At 72.6% G+C, this 18,287-nt stretch carries 15 protein-coding genes; 6 read left to right on the top strand and 9 right to left on the bottom strand.

Annotated elements, in window-relative coordinates; translation table 11 throughout:
• Nucleotides 1-30: 30 nt before the first annotated feature.
• From KBY19_RS16155 to KBY19_RS16140, 4 genes are all read right to left on the bottom strand, one after another.
• A complete protein-coding gene (locus KBY19_RS16155; protein WP_099878451.1) occupies nucleotides 31-1,137 on the bottom strand; it encodes a nitronate monooxygenase family protein in 1,107 nt (368 codons plus the stop codon).
• A 112-nt stretch (nucleotides 1,138-1,249) separates the two neighbouring features.
• On the bottom strand, nucleotides 1,250-2,875 hold the full coding sequence (locus tag KBY19_RS16150) for a serine/threonine-protein kinase (RefSeq protein WP_099878453.1): 1,626 nt from the start codon (nucleotides 2,873-2,875) through the stop codon (nucleotides 1,250-1,252).
• Nucleotides 2,876-3,079: 204 nt separating this feature from the next.
• On the bottom strand, nucleotides 3,080-4,270 hold the full coding sequence (locus KBY19_RS16145) for an acyl-CoA dehydrogenase family protein (RefSeq protein WP_099878455.1): 1,191 nt from the start codon (nucleotides 4,268-4,270) through the stop codon (nucleotides 3,080-3,082).
• Between the two features lie 101 nt (nucleotides 4,271-4,371).
• Nucleotides 4,372-5,670, bottom strand: coding sequence for an amidohydrolase (locus tag KBY19_RS16140; protein ID WP_210956291.1), 1,299 nt, complete (start codon nucleotides 5,668-5,670; stop codon nucleotides 4,372-4,374).
• A 202-nt stretch (nucleotides 5,671-5,872) separates the two neighbouring features.
• Between KBY19_RS16140 and KBY19_RS16135 the strand changes: the two genes are divergently transcribed.
• Together KBY19_RS16135 and KBY19_RS16130 are read left to right on the top strand one after the other, a co-directional pair.
• Nucleotides 5,873-6,067, top strand: a complete 195-nt coding sequence (locus tag KBY19_RS16135; protein WP_099878458.1) for a hypothetical protein — start codon at nucleotides 5,873-5,875, stop codon at nucleotides 6,065-6,067.
• A 39-nt stretch (nucleotides 6,068-6,106) separates the two neighbouring features.
• A complete protein-coding gene (locus KBY19_RS16130) occupies nucleotides 6,107-7,681 on the top strand; it encodes a hypothetical protein (RefSeq protein ID WP_247691033.1) in 1,575 nt (524 codons plus the stop codon).
• Nucleotides 7,682-7,713: 32 nt separating this feature from the next.
• Here the strand turns inward: KBY19_RS16130 and KBY19_RS16125 are convergent, their stop codons facing one another.
• Complete coding sequence (locus tag KBY19_RS16125; RefSeq protein ID WP_210965998.1) at nucleotides 7,714-9,354, bottom strand: PLP-dependent aminotransferase family protein; 1,641 nt, start codon at nucleotides 9,352-9,354, stop codon at nucleotides 7,714-7,716.
• A gap of 47 nt (nucleotides 9,355-9,401) precedes the next feature.
• Here KBY19_RS16125 and KBY19_RS16120 point away from each other — a divergent pair, with 47 nt between their 5' ends.
• Entirely contained in the window at nucleotides 9,402-10,166 is a 765-nt protein-coding gene (locus KBY19_RS16120) for a YitT family protein (protein ID WP_247691031.1), read from the top strand.
• A 22-nt stretch (nucleotides 10,167-10,188) separates the two neighbouring features.
• The gene (locus KBY19_RS16115; RefSeq protein ID WP_099878461.1) at nucleotides 10,189-11,001 is read left to right on the top strand and encodes a glycerophosphodiester phosphodiesterase; all 813 of its coding nucleotides are present in this window, start codon (nucleotides 10,189-10,191) and stop codon (nucleotides 10,999-11,001) included.
• 28 nt (nucleotides 11,002-11,029) lie between these two features.
• On the opposite strand, the gene KBY19_RS16110 is transcribed toward KBY19_RS16115, so the two are convergent.
• A complete protein-coding gene (locus KBY19_RS16110) occupies nucleotides 11,030-11,866 on the bottom strand; it encodes an alpha/beta fold hydrolase (protein ID WP_210956294.1) in 837 nt (278 codons plus the stop codon).
• Nucleotides 11,867-12,064: 198 nt separating this feature from the next.
• On the opposite strand from KBY19_RS16110, the gene KBY19_RS16105 reads away from it, so the two are divergent.
• Together KBY19_RS16105 and KBY19_RS16100 are read left to right on the top strand one after the other, a co-directional pair.
• Complete coding sequence (locus tag KBY19_RS16105; protein ID WP_247691030.1) at nucleotides 12,065-13,462, top strand: MFS transporter; 1,398 nt, start codon at nucleotides 12,065-12,067, stop codon at nucleotides 13,460-13,462.
• Between the two features lie 310 nt (nucleotides 13,463-13,772).
• On the top strand, nucleotides 13,773-14,162 hold the full coding sequence (locus tag KBY19_RS16100) for an RNA polymerase-binding protein RbpA (protein WP_099878464.1): 390 nt from the start codon (nucleotides 13,773-13,775) through the stop codon (nucleotides 14,160-14,162).
• Between the two features lie 161 nt (nucleotides 14,163-14,323).
• Here the strand turns inward: KBY19_RS16100 and fxsA are convergent, their stop codons facing one another.
• Genes fxsA through lnt form a run of 3 tightly spaced genes read right to left on the bottom strand, consistent with a single transcriptional unit; the run spans nucleotide 14,324 to nucleotide 17,525 of the window.
• Nucleotides 14,324-15,001, bottom strand: coding sequence for an FxsA family membrane protein (fxsA, locus tag KBY19_RS16095; protein WP_099878466.1), 678 nt, complete (start codon nucleotides 14,999-15,001; stop codon nucleotides 14,324-14,326).
• Between the two features lie 35 nt (nucleotides 15,002-15,036).
• On the bottom strand, nucleotides 15,037-15,876 hold the full coding sequence (locus tag KBY19_RS16090) for a polyprenol monophosphomannose synthase (protein ID WP_210965997.1): 840 nt from the start codon (nucleotides 15,874-15,876) through the stop codon (nucleotides 15,037-15,039).
• On the bottom strand, nucleotides 15,873-17,525 hold the full coding sequence (gene lnt / locus KBY19_RS16085; protein WP_099886311.1) for an apolipoprotein N-acyltransferase: 1,653 nt from the start codon (nucleotides 17,523-17,525) through the stop codon (nucleotides 15,873-15,875). The genes KBY19_RS16090 and lnt overlap by 4 nt, the downstream gene beginning before the upstream one ends.
• Nucleotides 17,526-18,287: the final 762 nt, after the last annotated feature.

The following is an 18,287-nucleotide window of genomic DNA, read 5'->3' as shown; positions in this document are numbered from 1 at the left end:
TCCTTTCGGACGGGGTTCGAACCAAGCCCCTCAGTGCCGGTCCGCGATGGCGTTGAGCCGGGCGAGCGCGCGGTCGAATCCGCGGGTGAGATCGTCGACGACGGCCTGCACGGACCGCTCGCTGTCCATGGAGCCGACGATCTGCCCCACGGGGGTGCCGAGCAGCGGCTCCACCTCCCACCGCTGGATCCGCGAGTTGGCCTCGGCCACCAGCAGGCCCTGCAGGGGCATCGGCAGGGGGCCCGGCCTGTCCTCCCCCGTCTCCCAGGCGTCCGTCCACGCGGTCCGCAGCAACCGCGCGGGTTTCCCGGTGAGCGCCCGCGACCGCACCGTGTCCCCCGGCCCGGCGGCCAGCAGCTTGCGGGTCAGGGCGCGCGAGCCCAGGTCGGCCTCGGTGGTCGTCAGCCACACCGAGCCGAGCCAGGCTCCCTGGGCGCCCAACGCCAGTGCGGCGGCGAGCTGTTCGCCGCTGCCGATGCCGCCCGCGCACAGCACCGGCAGCGGGTCGACGGCACGCACCACCTCGGGGGTGAGGACCATGGAGGCGATCTCCCCGGTGTGGCCGCCCGCCTCGTACCCCTGGGCCACCACGATGTCGATGCCGGCTTCCTTGTGCCGCTCCGCATGCCGGGGGCTCCCGGCCAGCGCCGCCACCGGTATGCCGCCGCGGTGCGCCCGTTCGACGACGTCGGGCGGGGGCGAGCCCAGCGCGTTGGCCAGGAGTTTGACGGGATAGTCGAAGGCCACGTCCAGCTGGCTGCGGGCCACGCTCTCCATCCAGCCGGTGATGCGCCAGCCGCTCCGTTCGCCCTCCGGGAGTTCGGGCACGTCGTGTGCGGCCAGGATGTCGCGCACGTACTGCCGGTGCTCCTCGGGGATCATCGCCTCGATCTCGTCCTCGGTGACCCCCTCGACCTTCCGGGCCGGCATCACCACATCGAGGCCGTAGGGCAACCCGTCGGTGTGCGCCTCCAGCCAGTCGAGGTCGCGTTTGAGGTCGTCGGCGGCGCCGTAGCGCACGGCGCCGAGCACGCCGAAGCCGCCCGCGCGGGTGAGGGCCGCCGCGACGGCGGGGAAGGGCGTGAAGCCGAAGATGGCGTGCTCTGCTCCCAGCTGTCTGCTCAGCTCCGTCTGCATGGGCGGCAGGATGCCGCAGCGGCGCCGCCGAGGGAAGACATTTTCTGATGCTGCGTCAGATATCTGCCGCCCGCCACCCCCGGCCGCGCTCCCGACCGCTCCCGACCGGGGTTCAGCGTCTGCGCGCCAGTTCCCGGTAGACCTCGGCCGCCTCCCCCGGGCGGCCCAGCCGCTCCAGGCAGTGCGCCTCGTCGTTCCGGCTGGCCGCCGTCGCCGGATCGTCGGGGCCCAGCACGCGTTCGCGTACGGCGGTCACCTGCCGGTGCACCTCCAGCGCCTCCGCCCAGCGGCCGAGCCGCCCCAGCGCGTGGCCGAGCTCGTGCCGGACCGCGAGCGTGTCGGGATGGTCGGGTCCCAGCACCGCTGCGCGGCCGGCGGCGGTGCGCGCGTACTCCTCCAGCGCCGCCGCGTGGCGGCCGAGCCGGGCGAGCGCCGAGCCGGTCTCGTAGCGGCCGGCGAGGGTGTCGGGGTGGTAGGGGCCGAGCAGCCGCTCACGCTCGGCGGCGACCGCCCGGTGGACCTCGTACGCCTCCTCCCAGCGGCCGAGCCGCCCCAGCCGCAGCCCGGCGTTGTGCCTGCCCGCCAGCACGGCGAGCCGCTCCCGCGGCGGCCGTGCGCGCGAGGCCTGTTGCGGTATCCGCGGCGCGGCGTGCGGCACGGCCTCATGGGTGACGTCGGCACCCTCGGGCGGGGAGGGGAAGGGATCCACCTCCTCGGTCCACCGCCCGCTCAGCCGGCTCAGCTCCGCGGCCGGCGGTGCGGCCGGGGGACGCGGCGCGAGGGTGCCGCCCGCCGGCAGCCCCCCGTCCATGCCGCGTGTCCACGGCGGCATCCACAGCGGCGCCACGGGGGGCGTCACCGCAGCGCCCGGTCCCGCACCGCGGAGGTGAGCCCGCGCAGCGGCGAGTTCGTCCGCCAGCGCGGCGGCGTCGGCCGGGCGTTCGTCCGGCGCTTTGGCCAGCAGCCGCAGGACGGCGGTCTCCAGCGGCGGCGGCAGCTCGGGGCGGTGGGCCCGTGGTGGGACGGGCGGGGTGTCGCGGTGGCCGACCAGCACCGACCAGGGGTCGCCGCCCTCGAACGGCGGCACCCCCGTGGCGATCTCGTAGAGGACGCAGCCGAACGAGTACAGATCGCTGCGGTGGTCGACGGCGGAGGCCGCGATCTGTTCGGGCGACATGTAGTGCGGGGTGCCCATGGCGATGCCGGTGCCCGAGAGCTTGGCGGTGAAGCCGATGTCGTGGGCGAGGCGGGCGATGCCGAAGTCGCAGATCTTGACGGCGCCGTCCTCGGTCCGCATGACGTTGGCCGGCTTCAGATCGCGATGGACGACGCCCTGGTCGTGGGTGTAGGCCAGGGCTGCGGCGACCTGTTCGGCGACGTCCACGACCTCGGCCACCGGAAGCGGCTGCCGCTTGTTGTCCTCCAGCAGTTGGCTGAGATTGCGTCCCTCCAGCAACTCCATGACGAGATAGAGCCGGCCCGCGTCGTCCCCGAAGTCGTGCACCACCGTCACCCCCCGGTGCTGCAGGGCGGCGGCGACGCGTGCCTCGCGCCGGAAGCGTTCGCGCAGGACGCGCAAGAACGCCTCGTCGTCCCGCCGGGCCAGTGGTTTCAGGCATTTGACGGCCACCCGCCTGCCCAGCGACTCGTCGCGTGCCCGCCACACTTCGCCCATACCGCCGCGTCCCACAAGATCGAGCAGCCGGTACCGGCCATGGATCAGGGTGCTGTGCGCCATCCCTGCTTTCGCCCCCGTCGTTGCCGCTCTCGTCCCTCCCCTGTCTGCCCAGTATGGCTGCCTCGTTCCTGCGTGTGTATGCCAACCGATGGTGAGGTGTACGCGTTTGACTGGTTCGATGTGGTACTGACGTGTACGGCCGTGTTCCATGGCGTGCATGGGGCGGAAGTTGAGCCCGTGTGTCGCGGTCGTACGCCCCGCGCGTCAGCGTCGTACGCGCGGCATGCCCAGCCCGATCCAGGAGATGATCTCGCGCTGGATCTCGTTGTTGCCGCCACCGAAGGTGAAGATGACGGCGCTGCGGTAGCCGCGCTCCAGTTCGCCGCCCAGCACCGCACCCGCCGAGCCCTCCTGGAGGGGGCCTGCCGCGCCGACGACCTCCAGCAGCCAGGCGTAGGCGTCGCGGCGCGCCTCGCTGCCGTACACCTTGACGGCCGAGGCGTCGTACGGGGTGAGCGTGCCCTTGTCGAGGGCGTCGACCATCTGCCAGTTGAGCAGCTTCATCGCGTCCAGCCGGGCGTGGGCGCGGGCCAGCCGGGTGCGCACCCAGCCCAGGTCGATGACGCGGCGCCCGTCGGCGAGCTTGGTCTGCCGCGCCCAGCGCCGGGTGTTCTCCAGGGCGCGTACGGCCATGGTGCCGTGCGCCGCGAGGGTGACCCGTTCGTGGTTGAGCTGGTTGGTGATCAGCCGCCAGCCGCCGTTCTCCTCGCCGACCCGGCGGCTCGCGGGCACCCGTACGTTCTCGTAGTAGCTGGCTGTCGTGTCGTGCGAGGCGAGCGTGGTGATGAGGGTGCACGAGTAGCCGGGGTCGCTGGTCGGTACGAGCAGCAGGGTGATGCCCTTGTGCGGCTTGGCGTCGGGATCGGTGCGCACCGCGAGCCAGACCCAGTCGGCGGTGTCCCCGTTGGTGGTCCAGATCTTCTGCCCGTTGACGAGGTAGTGCCCGGTCCCGGTGTCGCCCTCGCGCACCGCGCGGGTGGTGAGGGAGGCCAGGTCGGTGCCCGCGTCGGGCTCGCTGTAGCCGATGGCGAAGTCCAGTTCGCCGGAGAGGATGCGGGGCAGGAAGTACGCCTTCTGCTCGTCGGTACCGAAGCGCATGAGGGTGGGTCCGACGGTGTTGAGCGCCATCAGCGGCAGTGGCACACCGGCCTGTGCCGCCTCGTCGAAGAAGATGAACTGCTCGACGGCGCTCATCCCGCGACCGCCGTACTCGCGCGGCCACCCCACACCCAGCCACCCGTCCCGGCCGAGCTGCCGCACGGTCTCGCGGTAGAACCGCTTCTGGGCGGACGGCTCCGCGTACCGGGTGTGCGCGTCCTCGGGTACGAGCCGGGCGAAGTACTCCCGCAACCGCGCGCGAAGCTCCTGCTGTTCGGTGGTGTATTCGAGGTACACGGTCCCCTCCGCTCCACGACGGTGTGCCGATGGCGGCGCACACAGTAGAACGTGTTCCACCACAAGGGAATGCCCGCCGCGCTCCCGGACGGTGGAGGACCTCAGCCCTCCACCCCCCTCGGGCGCGGGGCAAGCCAGGCGAGGGATGCGGTGACCAGGGCGCGGACGCCCGTGTCGAGGGTGGGCTGGATCACCGGGGCGAAGCGGGGGCTGTGGTTGCCGGGGATGTCCTGGTTGACCGTCCCGGCACGCTCGGCCTTCCGGTAGCTGTCCGGATCGGTGCCGCCCAGGCCCCAGTAGGTGCTGGGGCAGCCGAGTCCGGCGGGAAGTTCGCCGAAGTCCTCGCTGGCCGGTACCGGCTCCGTGGTGCGCGCCCGGTCCTGGCCGAAGTAGGCCGCGAAGGCCTCCGCGACCCGTTCGGTGGCCTCGGTGTCGTTCTCGGTCACGGAGAACTCGCTGAGCGTCTCGAACTCCGGTTCGTGCTCGACGCCGGAGGCAGCACACTCCCCGACGACGATCCGGCGCACCGCGGCCAGGACGCGGGAGCGGGTCTCCTCGTCGAAGCTGCGGATGTTGAGCTGGATCTCGGCGCTGTCGGGGATGATGTTCGGTCCGCTGCCCGCGTGGATCGCCCCGACGGTCACCACGGCCGGTGTGGTCGCGGCGGTCTCCCGGGCGACGACGGTCTGCAGCCGGACGACGGCCATCGCGGCCAGCACCACCGGGTCGATGACCCGTTCGGGCATGGAACCGTGTCCACCGCGCCCGTGGAAGGTGACCCGCAGACTGTCGGAGGCCGCCATCATGACACCCGCCCGGGTCAGCAACGTCCCCGCGGGCGCGGGCAGCACATGCTGACCGAGCGCCACATCGGGCCGGGGGATGCGCCGGGCCAGCCCGTCGTCGACCATGGCGCGGGCGCCGGAGCCGTTCTCCTCGTTCGGCTGGAAGAGCGCCACGAGGGTGCCCCGCCAGGCGTCGGTCTCGGTCGCCATCAACCGGGCCGCGCCCAGCAGACAGGTGACGTGGACGTCGTGGCCGCAGGCGTGCATGACGGGGTGCTCGACGCCGTCCGCGTCGGTGCCGGTCGCGGTCGAGGCGTAGGGCAGTTCGGTCTGTTCGCGTACGGGCAGCGCGTCCATGTCGGCGCGCACCAGCACGGTGGGGCCGTCGCCGTTGTGCAGCACTCCGACGACCCCGGTCCCGCCGATCCCCTCGGTGACCTCGTAGCCCCACTCGTTCAGCGCCTGGGCGACATGGCCTGCCGTCCGCCGTTCCTGGAAGCCGAGTTCGGGGTGCTGGTGGAGGTCCTTGTAGAGGGATTCGAGGCTGTCGCGGATGTCGGACAGTCCGGCCAGCACCGCGTCCGCGGCAACGGTCGTGGGGTCTGTGTCGGGCATGGGGGAGGCCTTTCCTCTGCCAGGGGGTGCCACGAGGTGGGTGAGCGCCACGGGGTGGGGCTTCCACCAGGAGCGCGACAGCGACACGACCCGTTCAGGGGCGTTAGCCGATGAATCACCCAGTTGCCCGTTTCGTATGATCCGTCCGATCTGTGAAGCTGGTGAAACTCATGGTGACCGTCCCCTACATCAGGAGTGACTGGTGATTCTCTCGATCTCGGGCGTCGTGCTGCTTGGCTTGATCGTCTTCCTCTTCTTCCGCAAGGACAACCTCAAGGTCTCCCACGCACTCGTGTGCGCCCTCTTCGGCTTCTACCTGGCGGGCACCGCCATGGCACCCAGCATCAAGGCGGGAGGCGAGAGCCTGGCGAGCCTGCTCGGCGGGCTCAAGTTCTAGCGAGCGGGCCGGGAGGAGTCGGGCGTGGGGCGGTGGGCGATGCGGTCGCGGTGGAACGCGCGGAAGGCCGTGCGGGCCGGGGCCGACTCGGCGCTCGACGTCCTGCACCCGCTGCTCGTCCTCGGCCGAGGAGCGCACCGTCTCGCGGGGTGGGGACTGGCCTGGTGGACCCGGACGCCCCGGGAACGGCGCGGTCCCACGCTGTTCGCGGTGGCCGCGTGCGGGGTGCTGCTGTGGCTGCTGCCGTACGGGCCGATGCTGATGGGGCTCGGGCTGCTGGGCACCACCGCCTGGTACGGGCGGCCGAGCGCGGCCGGGCCGGACGGCTCCCGTGCGGCCCCCACCGCTGTGGAGCGCGCACGGCTGCAGGCGCTGTACGAGGCGCTGGTGCCGTACTTCGCACTGGAGGGCGACCCGCACCCCGAGCCGCTGTACGCGTACGACGGCGGATGGGAGCGCGCGTTCGAGGAGTTCGTCTTCCGGGACGGCCGGATCAGCGGACTGCTGCTGCGCTACCCGCCCTCCTTCCGCGACGGCGAGCTCGCCGCGCGACTGCGGGTCGAGCATCTGCTGGCGGCCAAGACAGGCCGTGGCCGCGAGTACCGCTACTGCTGGGACGAGGAGTGCAACCTGCTGGAGATGACGGCTTTGGAGCCGTTGCCCACCCGCATCCACGCCCAGCCTTTCGTGACCGCGCCCGGCGAGACGGTGCTCGGCTTCACCGACGGCTGCGAGATCCACAGGACGGTGCCGGTCCACTTCCTCGGCGAGCCGGCCCCCCGTGACGTACCGCCGGTGATGTGGCGCACCGGCCCCCGCTCCACGGAGCAGCACCTGCTGGCGGTCGGCACACCGGGCTCGGGCACCAGCTCACTGTTGCGCTCGCTCGCCCTGCAGGCACTCGGCCGCGGCGAGGTGCTGATCGTGGACGGCGACGGGGGCGGCGAGTTCGCGAGCTTCGCGGCGCGGCACGGGGTGCTCGGCGTGGAGACCACGCTGCCGGGCGTACTGACCGCGCTGGAGTGGGCGGCGCGGGAGACGGAGCGCAGGCTGCTGAGCGCCGGCCGGGCGCGGCAGCGCGGCGAGAACGTCCCGGAGGACGTACGCCGACCTCTGTGGGTGCTGGTGGACCGCCCCGCTGCGCTCACCCATCTCGCACGGACGGAGGGCCGGACCGATCCGCAGGAGCTGCTGCGGATGCCCCTGCGGCACGGCCGCGCCGCGGGAGTGACCGTCGCGGTGGCCGAACAGTTCGAGGGCGCGGAGGAGTTGGGGGAGGCGGTACTCACCTTCACCAGGGCGCGGGTGGTGCTGGGAGCGGTCTCTCCCGAGCAGGTGGGCGGCGTACTGGGCGAGGCGCCGCAGACCGGCCCGCCCCCCGGCGTGCCGCCCGGCCGGGGCTTCGCCCGGCTCGGTCACGGCCCCGTGCTGCGGCTCCAGGTCCCCGCCACCCCGGATCCGCAGGACGAGACGGCGGGCGAGGCCGAGCGCAACGCGGTCCGGGAGCTGCTGCCCGAGCCGGTACGCGGCCCCGGCCCCGCCCAGGACCGGAGCGGGAGCGGGCAGCCGGCGGACGTGCGGCTTCCCGCACCGCCCGCCGGTCGGGCCACGTAGGCAGCGCCGGTCACACCCCGTACGGCAGCAGGTCAGGCCACGTAGGAGCGGGGCACGTCGGAGGGGGTCGGCGCGCCCGACCGCACCAGATCGGCGGCGGCCGCCAGGCGGGACGCCGCCTCCCGGGCGAGCGGCTCGGCAATGGTGAACGGGAGCCGTACGAACCCTTCGAAGGCGCCGTCCACGCCGAAGCGCGGCCCCGACGGCACGCGCACGCCGAGTCGCTCGCCCGCCTCCGCGATCCGGGACCCGGACAGGCCCCCGGTGCGGACCCACAGGGTGAGGCCACCGTGCGGCACGGTGAACTCCCAGTCGGGCAGCTGGTCGCGGAGCGCGGCCGTGAGTGCTTCGCGGTTCTCCCTCGCCCGGACCCGGCGCTCGGTGACGGCCTGCTCCCAGCCCGCTCCGTTGAGCAGTTCGGCGACGGCGAGCTGTTCGAGCACGGGGCTGCCCAGATCGCCGTGGGCGCGGGCCGCCGTGAGGCTCCGGATGATCTCGGGGGCGGCCCGGATCCAGCCGATCCGCATGCCGGCCCAGATGGACTTGCTGACCGAGCCGACCGTGATCACGGCCGAGCCGCCAGGATCGAAGGAAGCCATGGGCGGCGGCATCTCCAGCCCCGGGGAGCCGGTGCTCGGCGTCCCCGTGGCGCCGGGCGGGCCCAGCGGCAAATCCGCCATGGTCTCGTCGGCGATCAGCATGGTGCCCGCGGCGCGCGCCGCCGCGACCAGCTCGCGGCGCTGTTCGACACCGGCGAGCGCGCCGGTGGGGTTGTGGAAGTCCGCGACGACGTACGCGAGGCGCGGCGCGGCCTCCCGCAGGGTGCGGTGCCAGGCGGGCAGGTCCCAGCCGGCGAGGTTGCCCGCCATGGGGACGGGGACCAGGCGGCCACCCGTCTCGCGCAGCAGCTGCAGCACATTCGCGTAGGAGGGGTGTTCGACGGCGATGCGTTCCCCGCGCGGGACCAGCATCCGCGTGAGGGCGCCGACACCGCCCAGCGCTCCGGTGGTGACCATGATCTGCTGCGGCATCGTGGGCACGCCGAGCGCGGTGTAGCGGTCGGCCAGCGCCTCGCGGAGCACGGGCAGGCCCGCCGGGTAGTCGCCGTGGGTGTGGGCGTAGGGCGGGAGGGCCGCCAGTGCGCTCTGGAAGACCTCACCCATCAGCTGCTGGGCGGGCAGCGCGGCACAGCCCAGATCGATGACGGTGCCCTCGTTCTCCGGCGGGAGGGGGTGGAGGCCGCGGGTGGGCAGCGGCTTGCCCGCCGGCACGGTCGTCCAGCTTCCGGAGCCGCGGCGGGACTCCAGGAACCCGTCGGCGCGCAGCGCCTCGAAGGCGGCGGCCACCGTCGTGCGGCTCACCGACAGCGCCGCGGCCAGCTCCCGCTCGGCGGGCAACCGGGTCGCCACCGGAATCCGGCCCTCCAGCACGAGGAGGCGCAGCCCTTCGGCCAAAGAGCGGTAGGCGGGCACTCTCCGGGTGGCCTGGGCGGTGCCCGCACCGAGCACCCCGGTGGCGGCCGGCGCTTCGGCCGTGCCCGGCGCATCCGCAGTGCCCGCCGGGGACGAGTTCTCCCGTGCTGCCGCCCCCGGGTTCTCCCGCCGCACGCTGTGCTGCGAGCCGAGGAGCCGCGCGAGCTGTGCGGCCCCCACGGCGGAGTTCCAGTGCGCCATTATTCGGTCCACCTCTCCTGGATTGGCCGTTGAAATGGCCTGCTTCCATGCCACAGGGTGCCACGAGACAGTCCACTGGCACGAGAAGGGGTAGGTCTTTGTCCATTTCCAGGGGTTCTGACGAGGGATCCGGCAAAGGTTCCGACAAGGGTTCCGGCAGGCGGCTGTTCCGTCGGATCACCCAGCTGTACGTGGGGCTGCTGCTGTACGGCGCGAGTGCGGCACTCATGGTGCGCGCGGGCCTGGGGCTGGACCCCTGGGACGTCTTCCACCAGGGCATCTCGGAGCGCAGCGGACTGTCGATCGGCACGGTCACGATCATCGCGGGCGCGGCGGTGCTGCTGCTGTGGTGGCCGATGCGCGAGCGTCCCGGTCTGGGCACCGTCTCCAATGTCTTCCTGGTCGGCCTGTCGATGGACGCGACGCTGTGGCTGCTCCCCCACGTGGACGCGCTGACCTACCGCGTGCCGCTGCTGCTGTCGGGCGTGGTGCTGAACGGCGCGGCGACGGGGCTGTACATCTCGGCCCGCTTCGGACCGGGGCCTCGTGACGGGCTGATGACCGGGCTGCACAAGATCACGGGCCGCTCGATCCGGCTGGTGCGGACGGGGATCGAGGTGGTGGTCCTGCTCACCGGGATCCTGCTGGGCGGCTCGGCCGGGGTGGGCACGGTGCTGTACGCGCTGGCCATCGGCCCCCTCGCCCAGTTCTTCCTCCGCGTCTTCGCCCTGCCGGACAGCGCCCGGACGGGCGAGGGATCGCGGGTGGTGGCCCGCGGCGGCGAACCGGAAGGCACCGTACTGCGCGGCTGAGGGCTGCGGCGATACTGCGGCGGTGACGAACGTACCCGCCGACGGCGCCCGCTTCCCCTCCCCCGTCCATTCCCCCGTCCATCCGTTCCTCGACGCCGCGGGACCACTGGCCTTCGCGCACCGGGGCGGCGCCGCCTCCGGACTGGAGAACACCCATGCGGCCTTCTCCCGCGCCGTGGAGCTCGGCTACCGCTACCTGGAAACCGATGTGCACACCACTGCGGACGGCGCGCTGGTGGCCTTCCACGACACCACCCTGGAGCGCACCACCGACGGCAGCGGCCCCCTCGCCGAGCTCGGCTGGGCCGAGGTGAGCCGGGCCCGGGTGGCGGGACGCGAACCGATACCGCTCTTCGCCGAACTGCTGCGTGCCTTCCCCCGCGTGCGCTGGAACATCGACGTGAAGTCCGAAAGAGCGCTCGTCCCCCTGCTGGAACTGCTGGACGGCGAGGCGGCCTGGGACCGGGTGTGCGTGGGCTCGTTCAACGAGGCGCGAGTGGCCAGAGCGCGTGCGCTGGCCGGGCCCCGGCTGCTGACCTCGCTGGGCACCAGCGGCGTACTCGCACTGCGGATGCGCTCCCTCAAGCTCCCCTGGAGGCTGCGCGCGGGAGCGGGCTGCGCACAGGTGCCCGAACGGCACGGACGGCTCCGGGTGGTGGACCGCGCCTTCGTACGCGCCGCGCACGAGCGGGGCCTGCGGGTACACGTGTGGACGGTGAACGACCCGGAACGTGCCGCGGCCCTGCTGGACCTGGGCGTGGACGGCATCATGACCGACCAACTGGAGATGCTGCGCGACCTCTTCGCCCGGCGCGGCCTCTGGCGCCACGAGTGAGCCATCGCCCGGCAGCCGGAGGGGGCCGTCAGCCGGGCGTGCGGTCCAGGAAGCCGCCGACCGCCCTGGCGAAGCCGTCCGGGTCGTCCTCGTACAGCCAGTGGCCGCAGCCGGGGAAGGTGACGAGCTCGGTGTGCGGACGCTCCTCCACCATCCGCTCCGCAACCCGCGCGGAGAGCATGAAGCTGTCCTCCGCGCGCAGCAGCAGCGCGGGCTGGTCGGAGGCACGCCAGTACCCGCTCAGGTCGCCCGCGAAGGCGCGCTGCGAGGCCATCATGTCGTCGGTGTCGAACAGCAGGCCCCAGCCGTCCTCGAACGGCACCGCGCTCTGCAGGAAGTAGCCCGCGTCCGGGACGCCCTGGGCCTCGATCGCGGCGCCGAGTCCCTGCCTGCTGGGGGCGCGGCGCGGCCAACGCGAGCAGTCGAGCACCGGGTGTGCCTCCGGCTCCTGGTTGAGCACCGTCATATCGGCGACGAGCAGCGCGCGAACCCGCTCGGGGGCGCGTGCCGCCAGGACGAAGGCGACGGCGCCGCCCATGGAATGGCCCAGTACGGCGGCGGACGGGATGCCCAGCGCCTCCAGCAGGGCCGCCGCGTCGTCGGCGTACGCCTCGGGAGAGAACTCCTCGGCCCGGTCGGAGCGGCCGTGCGAGCGCTGGTCGTACGCGATGACGCGGTAGCGGCCCGCCAGGGCGCGGGCCAGCGGGACGAAGATCCGGCCGCGCCCGAAGTGACCGTGCAGGGCGAGCAGCACCGGCCCGGTGCCGCCGCTGTCGAGATAGGCGATCCGGCGCCCGGCGACGCCGATGTGGTGCTCGGTCAAGTCCGGTGCTGCGGCGGTCGGTTGGCCGGTTTCGGCGGGCACGGCGTGCGGACTCCTCGGTTCGCGGTGGTCGGGGCGCCGCCAGGATGCCAGGCCGCCGCCGGTGGCCGCGCGTGACTTTCCGGGCGGCGGGAGCCGGGCTGTAGTCTCCCCGGGCCGGTTGCGAAGATCGTCGGCGTTCGAGGGTGGTCGAGGCCGCCGGCAGCAGCCCGCACAACGGGTCGACGGGGAGGAACGGGGATGGGAACGGTCGCACCGGATGCGCCGCGGGCGCCGGAAGGAGGCGCGGAACCGCAGCAGTTGACGACGCTGCGGGAGCGCCGCCGCGAGCAGCGCGGCTGGTACTTCTACGACTGGGCGAACTCCGTCTTCTCCACGAGTGTGCTCACCGTCTTCCTCGGCCCCTATCTGACCGAGGTCACCAAGGCCGCCGCCGACGCGGACGGCTATGTGCACCCGCTGGGGATACCGGTGCGGGCCGGCTCGTTCTTCCCGTACGCGGTGTCGGCCTCCGTGCTGCTGTCGGTGCTGGTGATGCCGCTGGCCGCGGCGTTCGCCGACCGCACGGGCCGGAAGAAGCCACTGCTGGGCGCCGCCGCCTATCTGGGAGCCGGGGCGACGACCGGGATGTACTTCCTGGACGGCGACCGCTATCTGCTGGGCGGTGTGCTGCTGGTGGTGGCGAACGTCAGTTTCGCCGTCTCCATCGTGCTCTACCACGCCTTCCTGCCCCAGATCGCCCCGCCCGAGGAGCGTGACGCGGTCTCCTCGCGCGGCTGGGCCTTCGGATACGGCTCGGGCGCACTGGTGCTGGTGGCCAATCTGGGGCTGTTCCTGGGGCACGAGTCGCTGGGAGTCGCGGAGTCGACAGCCGTACGCATCTGCCTGTCCTCCGCGGGGGTGTGGTGGGCCGTCTTCACCATCGTCCCCCTGCTGCGGCTGCGGGAGCGCCCGGCCGTCGCGGGCGCCCCGGGCGGGGCCGGGCGGGCGACGTTCGGACAGGGGTTCCGCCAGTTGGCGGGGACGTTGCGCCAGTTGCGCCGCTATCCGCTCACGCTGCTGTTCCTGGTGGCCTATCTGCTCTACAACGACGGCATCCAGACGGTGATCACCCAGGCGTCGGTCTACGGCTCCGAGGGCCTGGGACTGGACCAGACGACACTGATCGGCGCGATTCTGCTGGTACAGGTCCTCGCCGTGGCGGGCGCCCTGCTGCTGGGCGGACTCGCGGCCCGCTACGGGGCCAAACGCACCATACTGGGGTCGCTGGTGGCCTGGACGGCGACGGTGGGCGCCGGGTACTTCCTGCCGCGCGAGAATCCCGTCTGGTTCTATGCGCTGGCGGTGGGCATCGGCCTGGTGCTGGGCGGCAGCCAGGCGCTGTCCCGCTCGCTGTTCTCGCACCTGGTGCCGGCCGGCAAGGAGGCGGAGTACTTCGCGCTGTACGAGATCAGCGACCGCGGGACCAGCTGGCTGGGGCCGCTGCTGTTCGGACTGGTGTACCAACTCACGGGCGACTACCGGAATGCGATCCTGTCGCTGGTGGTCTTCTTCGCACTCGGTTTCGCGCTGCTGCTGCGGGTACCCGTACGACGTGCGGCAGCGGCCGTGGGCAACGTCGCACCGGGCCGGATTTAGACCTGCGGGTGCTGGGCCGGTAGTGTACGCCTTTGGCCCACCGGATGGACCGTTACTGCACGCCGAAGAGATGCGAACAGTGGGTGACATCTCCTGTCAGTTGTGACAAACCGGTCACCGGGGGGTACCGCAGATCAACGAAGCGGCGGCACGAAGAAGCAGCGGCGCGCAGCCTTCCGTCACGGTTGGAGGTGCGTGACGGGTGGGCGATCTCCCCTTGCGGGAATCTTCACCGGCGGCCGGACGTTGACCGGATGACGACGACAGCGACACCTGTCCTGTGGGCGACCAGCCCGGGAGGCACGAATTCATGAGTGAGCGAGCTCTTCGCGGCACGCGACTCGTGGTGACCAGCTACGAGACCGACCGCGGCATCGACCTGGCCCCGCGCCAGGCCGTGGAGTACGCATGCCAGAACGGACATCGATTCGAGATGCCGTTCTCGGTAGAGGCCGAGATTCCAACCGAGTGGGAGTGCAAGGTGTGCGGCGCACAGGCACTCCTGGTGGACGGCGAGGGTCCGGAGGAGAAGAAGGGCAAGCCCGCGCGCACGCACTGGGACATGCTGATGGAGCGGCGTACCCGCGAGGAGCTCGAGGAAGTCCTCGCCGAGCGGCTCGCCGTACTGCGCTCCGGCACCATGAACCTGGCGGTGCACCCCCGCGACGACAACAGCGGAAACAAGCGCAAGTCCGCCTGACCAGGGACAGCCACACCGACACGACACGGCGGGAGGGCCCGGGATCACACGTTCTCGTGTGGCCCCGGGCCCTCCCGTTTCGTTTTCGCCCGACTTCGCTCGACTTCGCTCGACTTCGTTCGACTTCGCTCGACCGGCGACCCGGGACCCGCGGCAGCGGGTCAGCGCCCCTGCTGTCCGTCCGCGTCGCCCGGCTGGTCGTCGTCGCGCACGACCTCGCCCTGGACGACCTTGCCGTCCGGGCGGTGCATCCGCACCTGCTGCTCGGCCGTACGCGCCTGCTGGTAGGCGTCGCCGAGGGTGCCGGGCGGGAACCCGCTGCGCCGGTCGACGGAGCGCTGCACGGTGCCGCGCAGCAGCTTGGCCGTCGGCGGGAAGAGGCACAGCAGCCCGGCGGCGTCCGAGACGAGTCCGGGGATCATCAGCAGCAGTCCGCCGAGCATCGCCGTCCCGTTGCCGCCGCTCTCGGCGGCGGGCCGGTCGGCCGGCTCGCCGCCCCCGCGCGCCTGCTCCTGGGCGCGCTGGACGGTCTCGGCGAGGTTGCGCCAGGCGCGGCGGCCGGCCCGCTTGATCACGGCGGCACCGAGCACGAAGCCGCCGGCCAGCACGAGGAAGACCGTCAGCCCGCCCGCCGCCTGACCGAGCAGGGTCAGCAGCCAGATCTCCAGTACGGCCCACAGCGCGACGGCCAGCGGCAGCAGCGTGCGGCCCTTGGACCGAGGCGGCCGGGGCGGAGGCTTCCCGCCGGAGCGGGCCCCGGCTCCCTGCCCCGGTCCGCCGTCTGCACCGTCCGGGCCCTGTCCGTCGGGCTCGTACGGGAAAGGTGCGCGCGTCGTCATTCCTCCAGTGTGCCTGGTGTCACGTAGGCCCGGGATCAGCCGCCTGGCCGGTCGCGCTCCCGGTCGCCTTCCCGGTTGTGGGAGCGGCCGTCGGAGCGCTCGTCGGTGCGGCCCTCACCCCGGCCGAGGACCTTTTTGACCCGGCCCTCGACACCCCAGGCGGCGATCCGCCACAGCGCCTCGGCCATGATGTCCCGGCTCATCTTGGAGTCGCCGCGCTCCCGCTCGACGAAGGTGATCGGGACCTCCACCACGTGGTAGCCGGCGTGCACGGTGCGGCGGGTGAGATCCACCTGGAAGCAGTAGCCCTGGGAGGCGATGGAGTCCATCCCGATGCCCTCCAGGGTCTCCTTGCGGAAGGCGCGGAAGCCCGCGGTCACATCGCGTACGTCGACGTCCAGGAGCAGCCGGGAGTAGGTGCTGGCGCCGCGCGAGAGGAACTCGCGGGACTTGGGCCAGTTGACGATCCGGCCGCCGGGCACCCAGCGGGAACCGATCACCAGGTCGGCGCCGCCCAGCGCGGTCAGCAGCCGGGGCAGTTCCTCGGGCGGATGGGAGCCGTCGGCGTCCATCTCGATCAGCACGCCGTAGCCGTTGTCGATGCCCCAGCGGAAGCCCGCCAGATAGGCGGCGCCCAGGCCCTCCTTGCCCTTGCGGTGCATGACGTGGACGTGGTCGTCCTCGGCGGCGAGCTCGTCGGCGATCTTGCCGGTGCCGTCGGGGCTGTTGTCGTCGGCGATGAGGATGTGCGCCTCGGGTACCGCCTCGCGTACCCGGGAGACGACAGGCTGGATGTTGTCGGCCTCGTCGTAGGTCGGGATGATGACCAGGGCCGTCCCGAGCGGGCCGTACCGCCGCTGTCCGCCGTCCGTCACTGGTGCTGCCCCTCCGGTTGAGCCTGTCGGTCCTGCTCGTCGGTGCCGTCCTGGTGGCCGGCGGCGTCCGGCGTCTCGGTTGCCGTACGGGCTTGCGTACGGCCGCCGCGCGTCCTGCGGCCCAGGAGCAGGGCTCCGGCGCAGGCGAGCACGCCCACGATAGCGATCACCCATTCAGGAACGGCACCGACATGGTCGGCGAGGGTGATCTCGTCCCGCAGTGGGAGGTCCCCGGTGAGGACGTCCTGGGTGAACTCCTCCGTACGCTGCTGGACCGTGCCGTCGGGCGAGACGATGGCGCTGATGCCGCTCGTCGCCGCGGTCACCACGGCGCGGCCGTGCTCGACGGCGCGCAGCTGGGACATGGCCAGCTGCTGCTCGGGCTGGCCCGTCCGCCCGTAGGTGGCGTTGTTGGTCTGGACGACGAGCGCGCGGGCTCCGTCCTTGACGGTGTCCCGGGGGATCTCGTCGTAGGCGACCTCGAAGCAGATCACATCGCCCAGACGCGCGGGACCGGTCTGCAGGACGCCGGTGTGGTCGCCGGGGTAGAAGTCGCGGGGGACCTGCTGGAGGCGGGTGATCACCTTGCTGAGCTGGTCGCGGAAGGGGACGTACTCGCCGAACGGAACCGGGTGCTGCTTGGTGTAGGACGCGCCGGGGCCCTTCTTCGGGTCCCAGACGATGCCCTGGTTCTCGACGTAGCCCTCCTTGGTGGGGTGGTCGACGAGCGCGCCGACCAGGACGGGAACGCCGACGGCCTTGACGGCCTCGTCGATGCGGTCACCCGCCTCCGGCCACTTGTAGGGGTCGAGATCGGAGGAGTTCTCCGGCCAGATCACCAGATCGGGCTTGGGCTCCTTGCCCTGCTTGATCCGCTCGGCCAGGTCGAGGGTGGCCTCGACGTGGTTGTTGAGGATCTGCATGGGGCGGCCGAGGAAGTGCATGCCCGGCTGCTGGACGTTGCCCTGCACGACGGCGATGCGGACCGTGTCGGCCGCCTTGGTCGGCACGGGCACCGCGAACCCGGCGACGGTGATCGCGCCGGCGAGCCCGAGCGCGCCGAGCCCGGTGGCCCAGGCGCGGGTGGTGCGTGCCGAACGCGAGCGCAGCCGCCACCCGGTCAGCGCCGCGGCGGCCAGCAGGGTACCCGACAGCGCCACGGCGAAGGTCACCAGCGGGGCGCCGCCCAGCGCGGCCAGCGGCGTGAAGGGGGAGCTGGTGTTGGCGAAGGCGAGGCGCCCCCACGAGAAGCCCCCGAACGGCAGCCGGTCGCGCAGGAATTCCTCGGTCACCCACAGGCAGGCGCCCCACAGCGGCCAGGCCGGCAGCCGCGAGGTGACGGCCAGACCGGCGCCGAGCCCGAGCACGAACAGCCCCTGCAGGAAGGCGAGTCCGATGGTGGCGTCCCAGCCGACGACGTGCAGCCACTTGAGCAGGACGACGAAGAAGGGCCAGCCGAACGCGAGTCCGAGCCAGGCGCCCTGGCGGCCCGTGCGCCCACGGGTGAGCAGACTGAGCGCGGCGACGGCCACGAGCGAGAGCGGCCAGATCCCGTACGGCGGGAAGGCGAATGCGAGGACGACACCGCTGAGGGCCGCCAGCCCGGTGCGGCGGGCTTCGCGCCGCGCCAGCGCCGCGAGCCTGCGCATCCGGCCGGGGCGCCCGGCGCCCTTGGCCGTCGGCTGCCCGGCATCCGAGGTGACGTTACTGCTCGTGTCGGCGCTGCTCGCCGTGCCGGCACGGCTCTCGCGTGCCGGCTCTCCCGGCGCGCTGCGCCGGGCGGCGGGTGCCGCCTTCCGCGCCCGGGAGCCGTCGTCCGGGGCGGAAGCGGAGGTGGTGTCGGGGCCCGATGCCAAGGTCGCGGCCTTCCTAGCAGGTCGTGCGGTCGTGAGCTGACCGTACAACGCGCGGGGCCCGGTGCGGGGCGCGGGACCGTAAAGCGGCGGGAAAGCACGGGAGCGCGGACGGGCGCGGTAGCCGCCGCGTCGCGGAGCGTCATCGGCGGGGGCACGCCGTGCGGTTCGGGCGCTGTCTACGGATCGGGGCCCGGTGCCCTTCGGGCCGACCTGGGACCCGCTGGCTGCGGATCGTCCGAAAGCCGTTGTCTACTGAGCGTCCGGGCCCCGTCCCGGGTCACACCCGCCGACCGGCGGAAACCATCTGTCCCCGTGCCGCGGGCGCTGGACCTGGCTCGCAGTGGTGGTGCGCCGGTGCGGTACACCACCCCGTGGCCCAGCGGCGTTCGACGACAGCGCGGAAGCTCCCCGGTCGGACGTCCTGTGGTGGACGCGGCCGAACCTACCGGGCTTCGGGCAATCATTGTCAACAGCCCGGTTACCTGGGGTGTTTCAGCGAAAGACCAGGTCAGTGCGGAGAAGGCGGCGCCGCAGCGACCGGCGGAGGGGGTCTCG

This window comes from Streptomyces sp. B15 (genome assembly GCF_018070605.1).
GTDB classification, from domain to species: domain Bacteria; phylum Actinomycetota; class Actinomycetes; order Streptomycetales; family Streptomycetaceae; genus Streptomyces; species Streptomyces smyrnaeus.
This window is presented reverse-complemented; position numbering and strand designations above follow the sequence as displayed.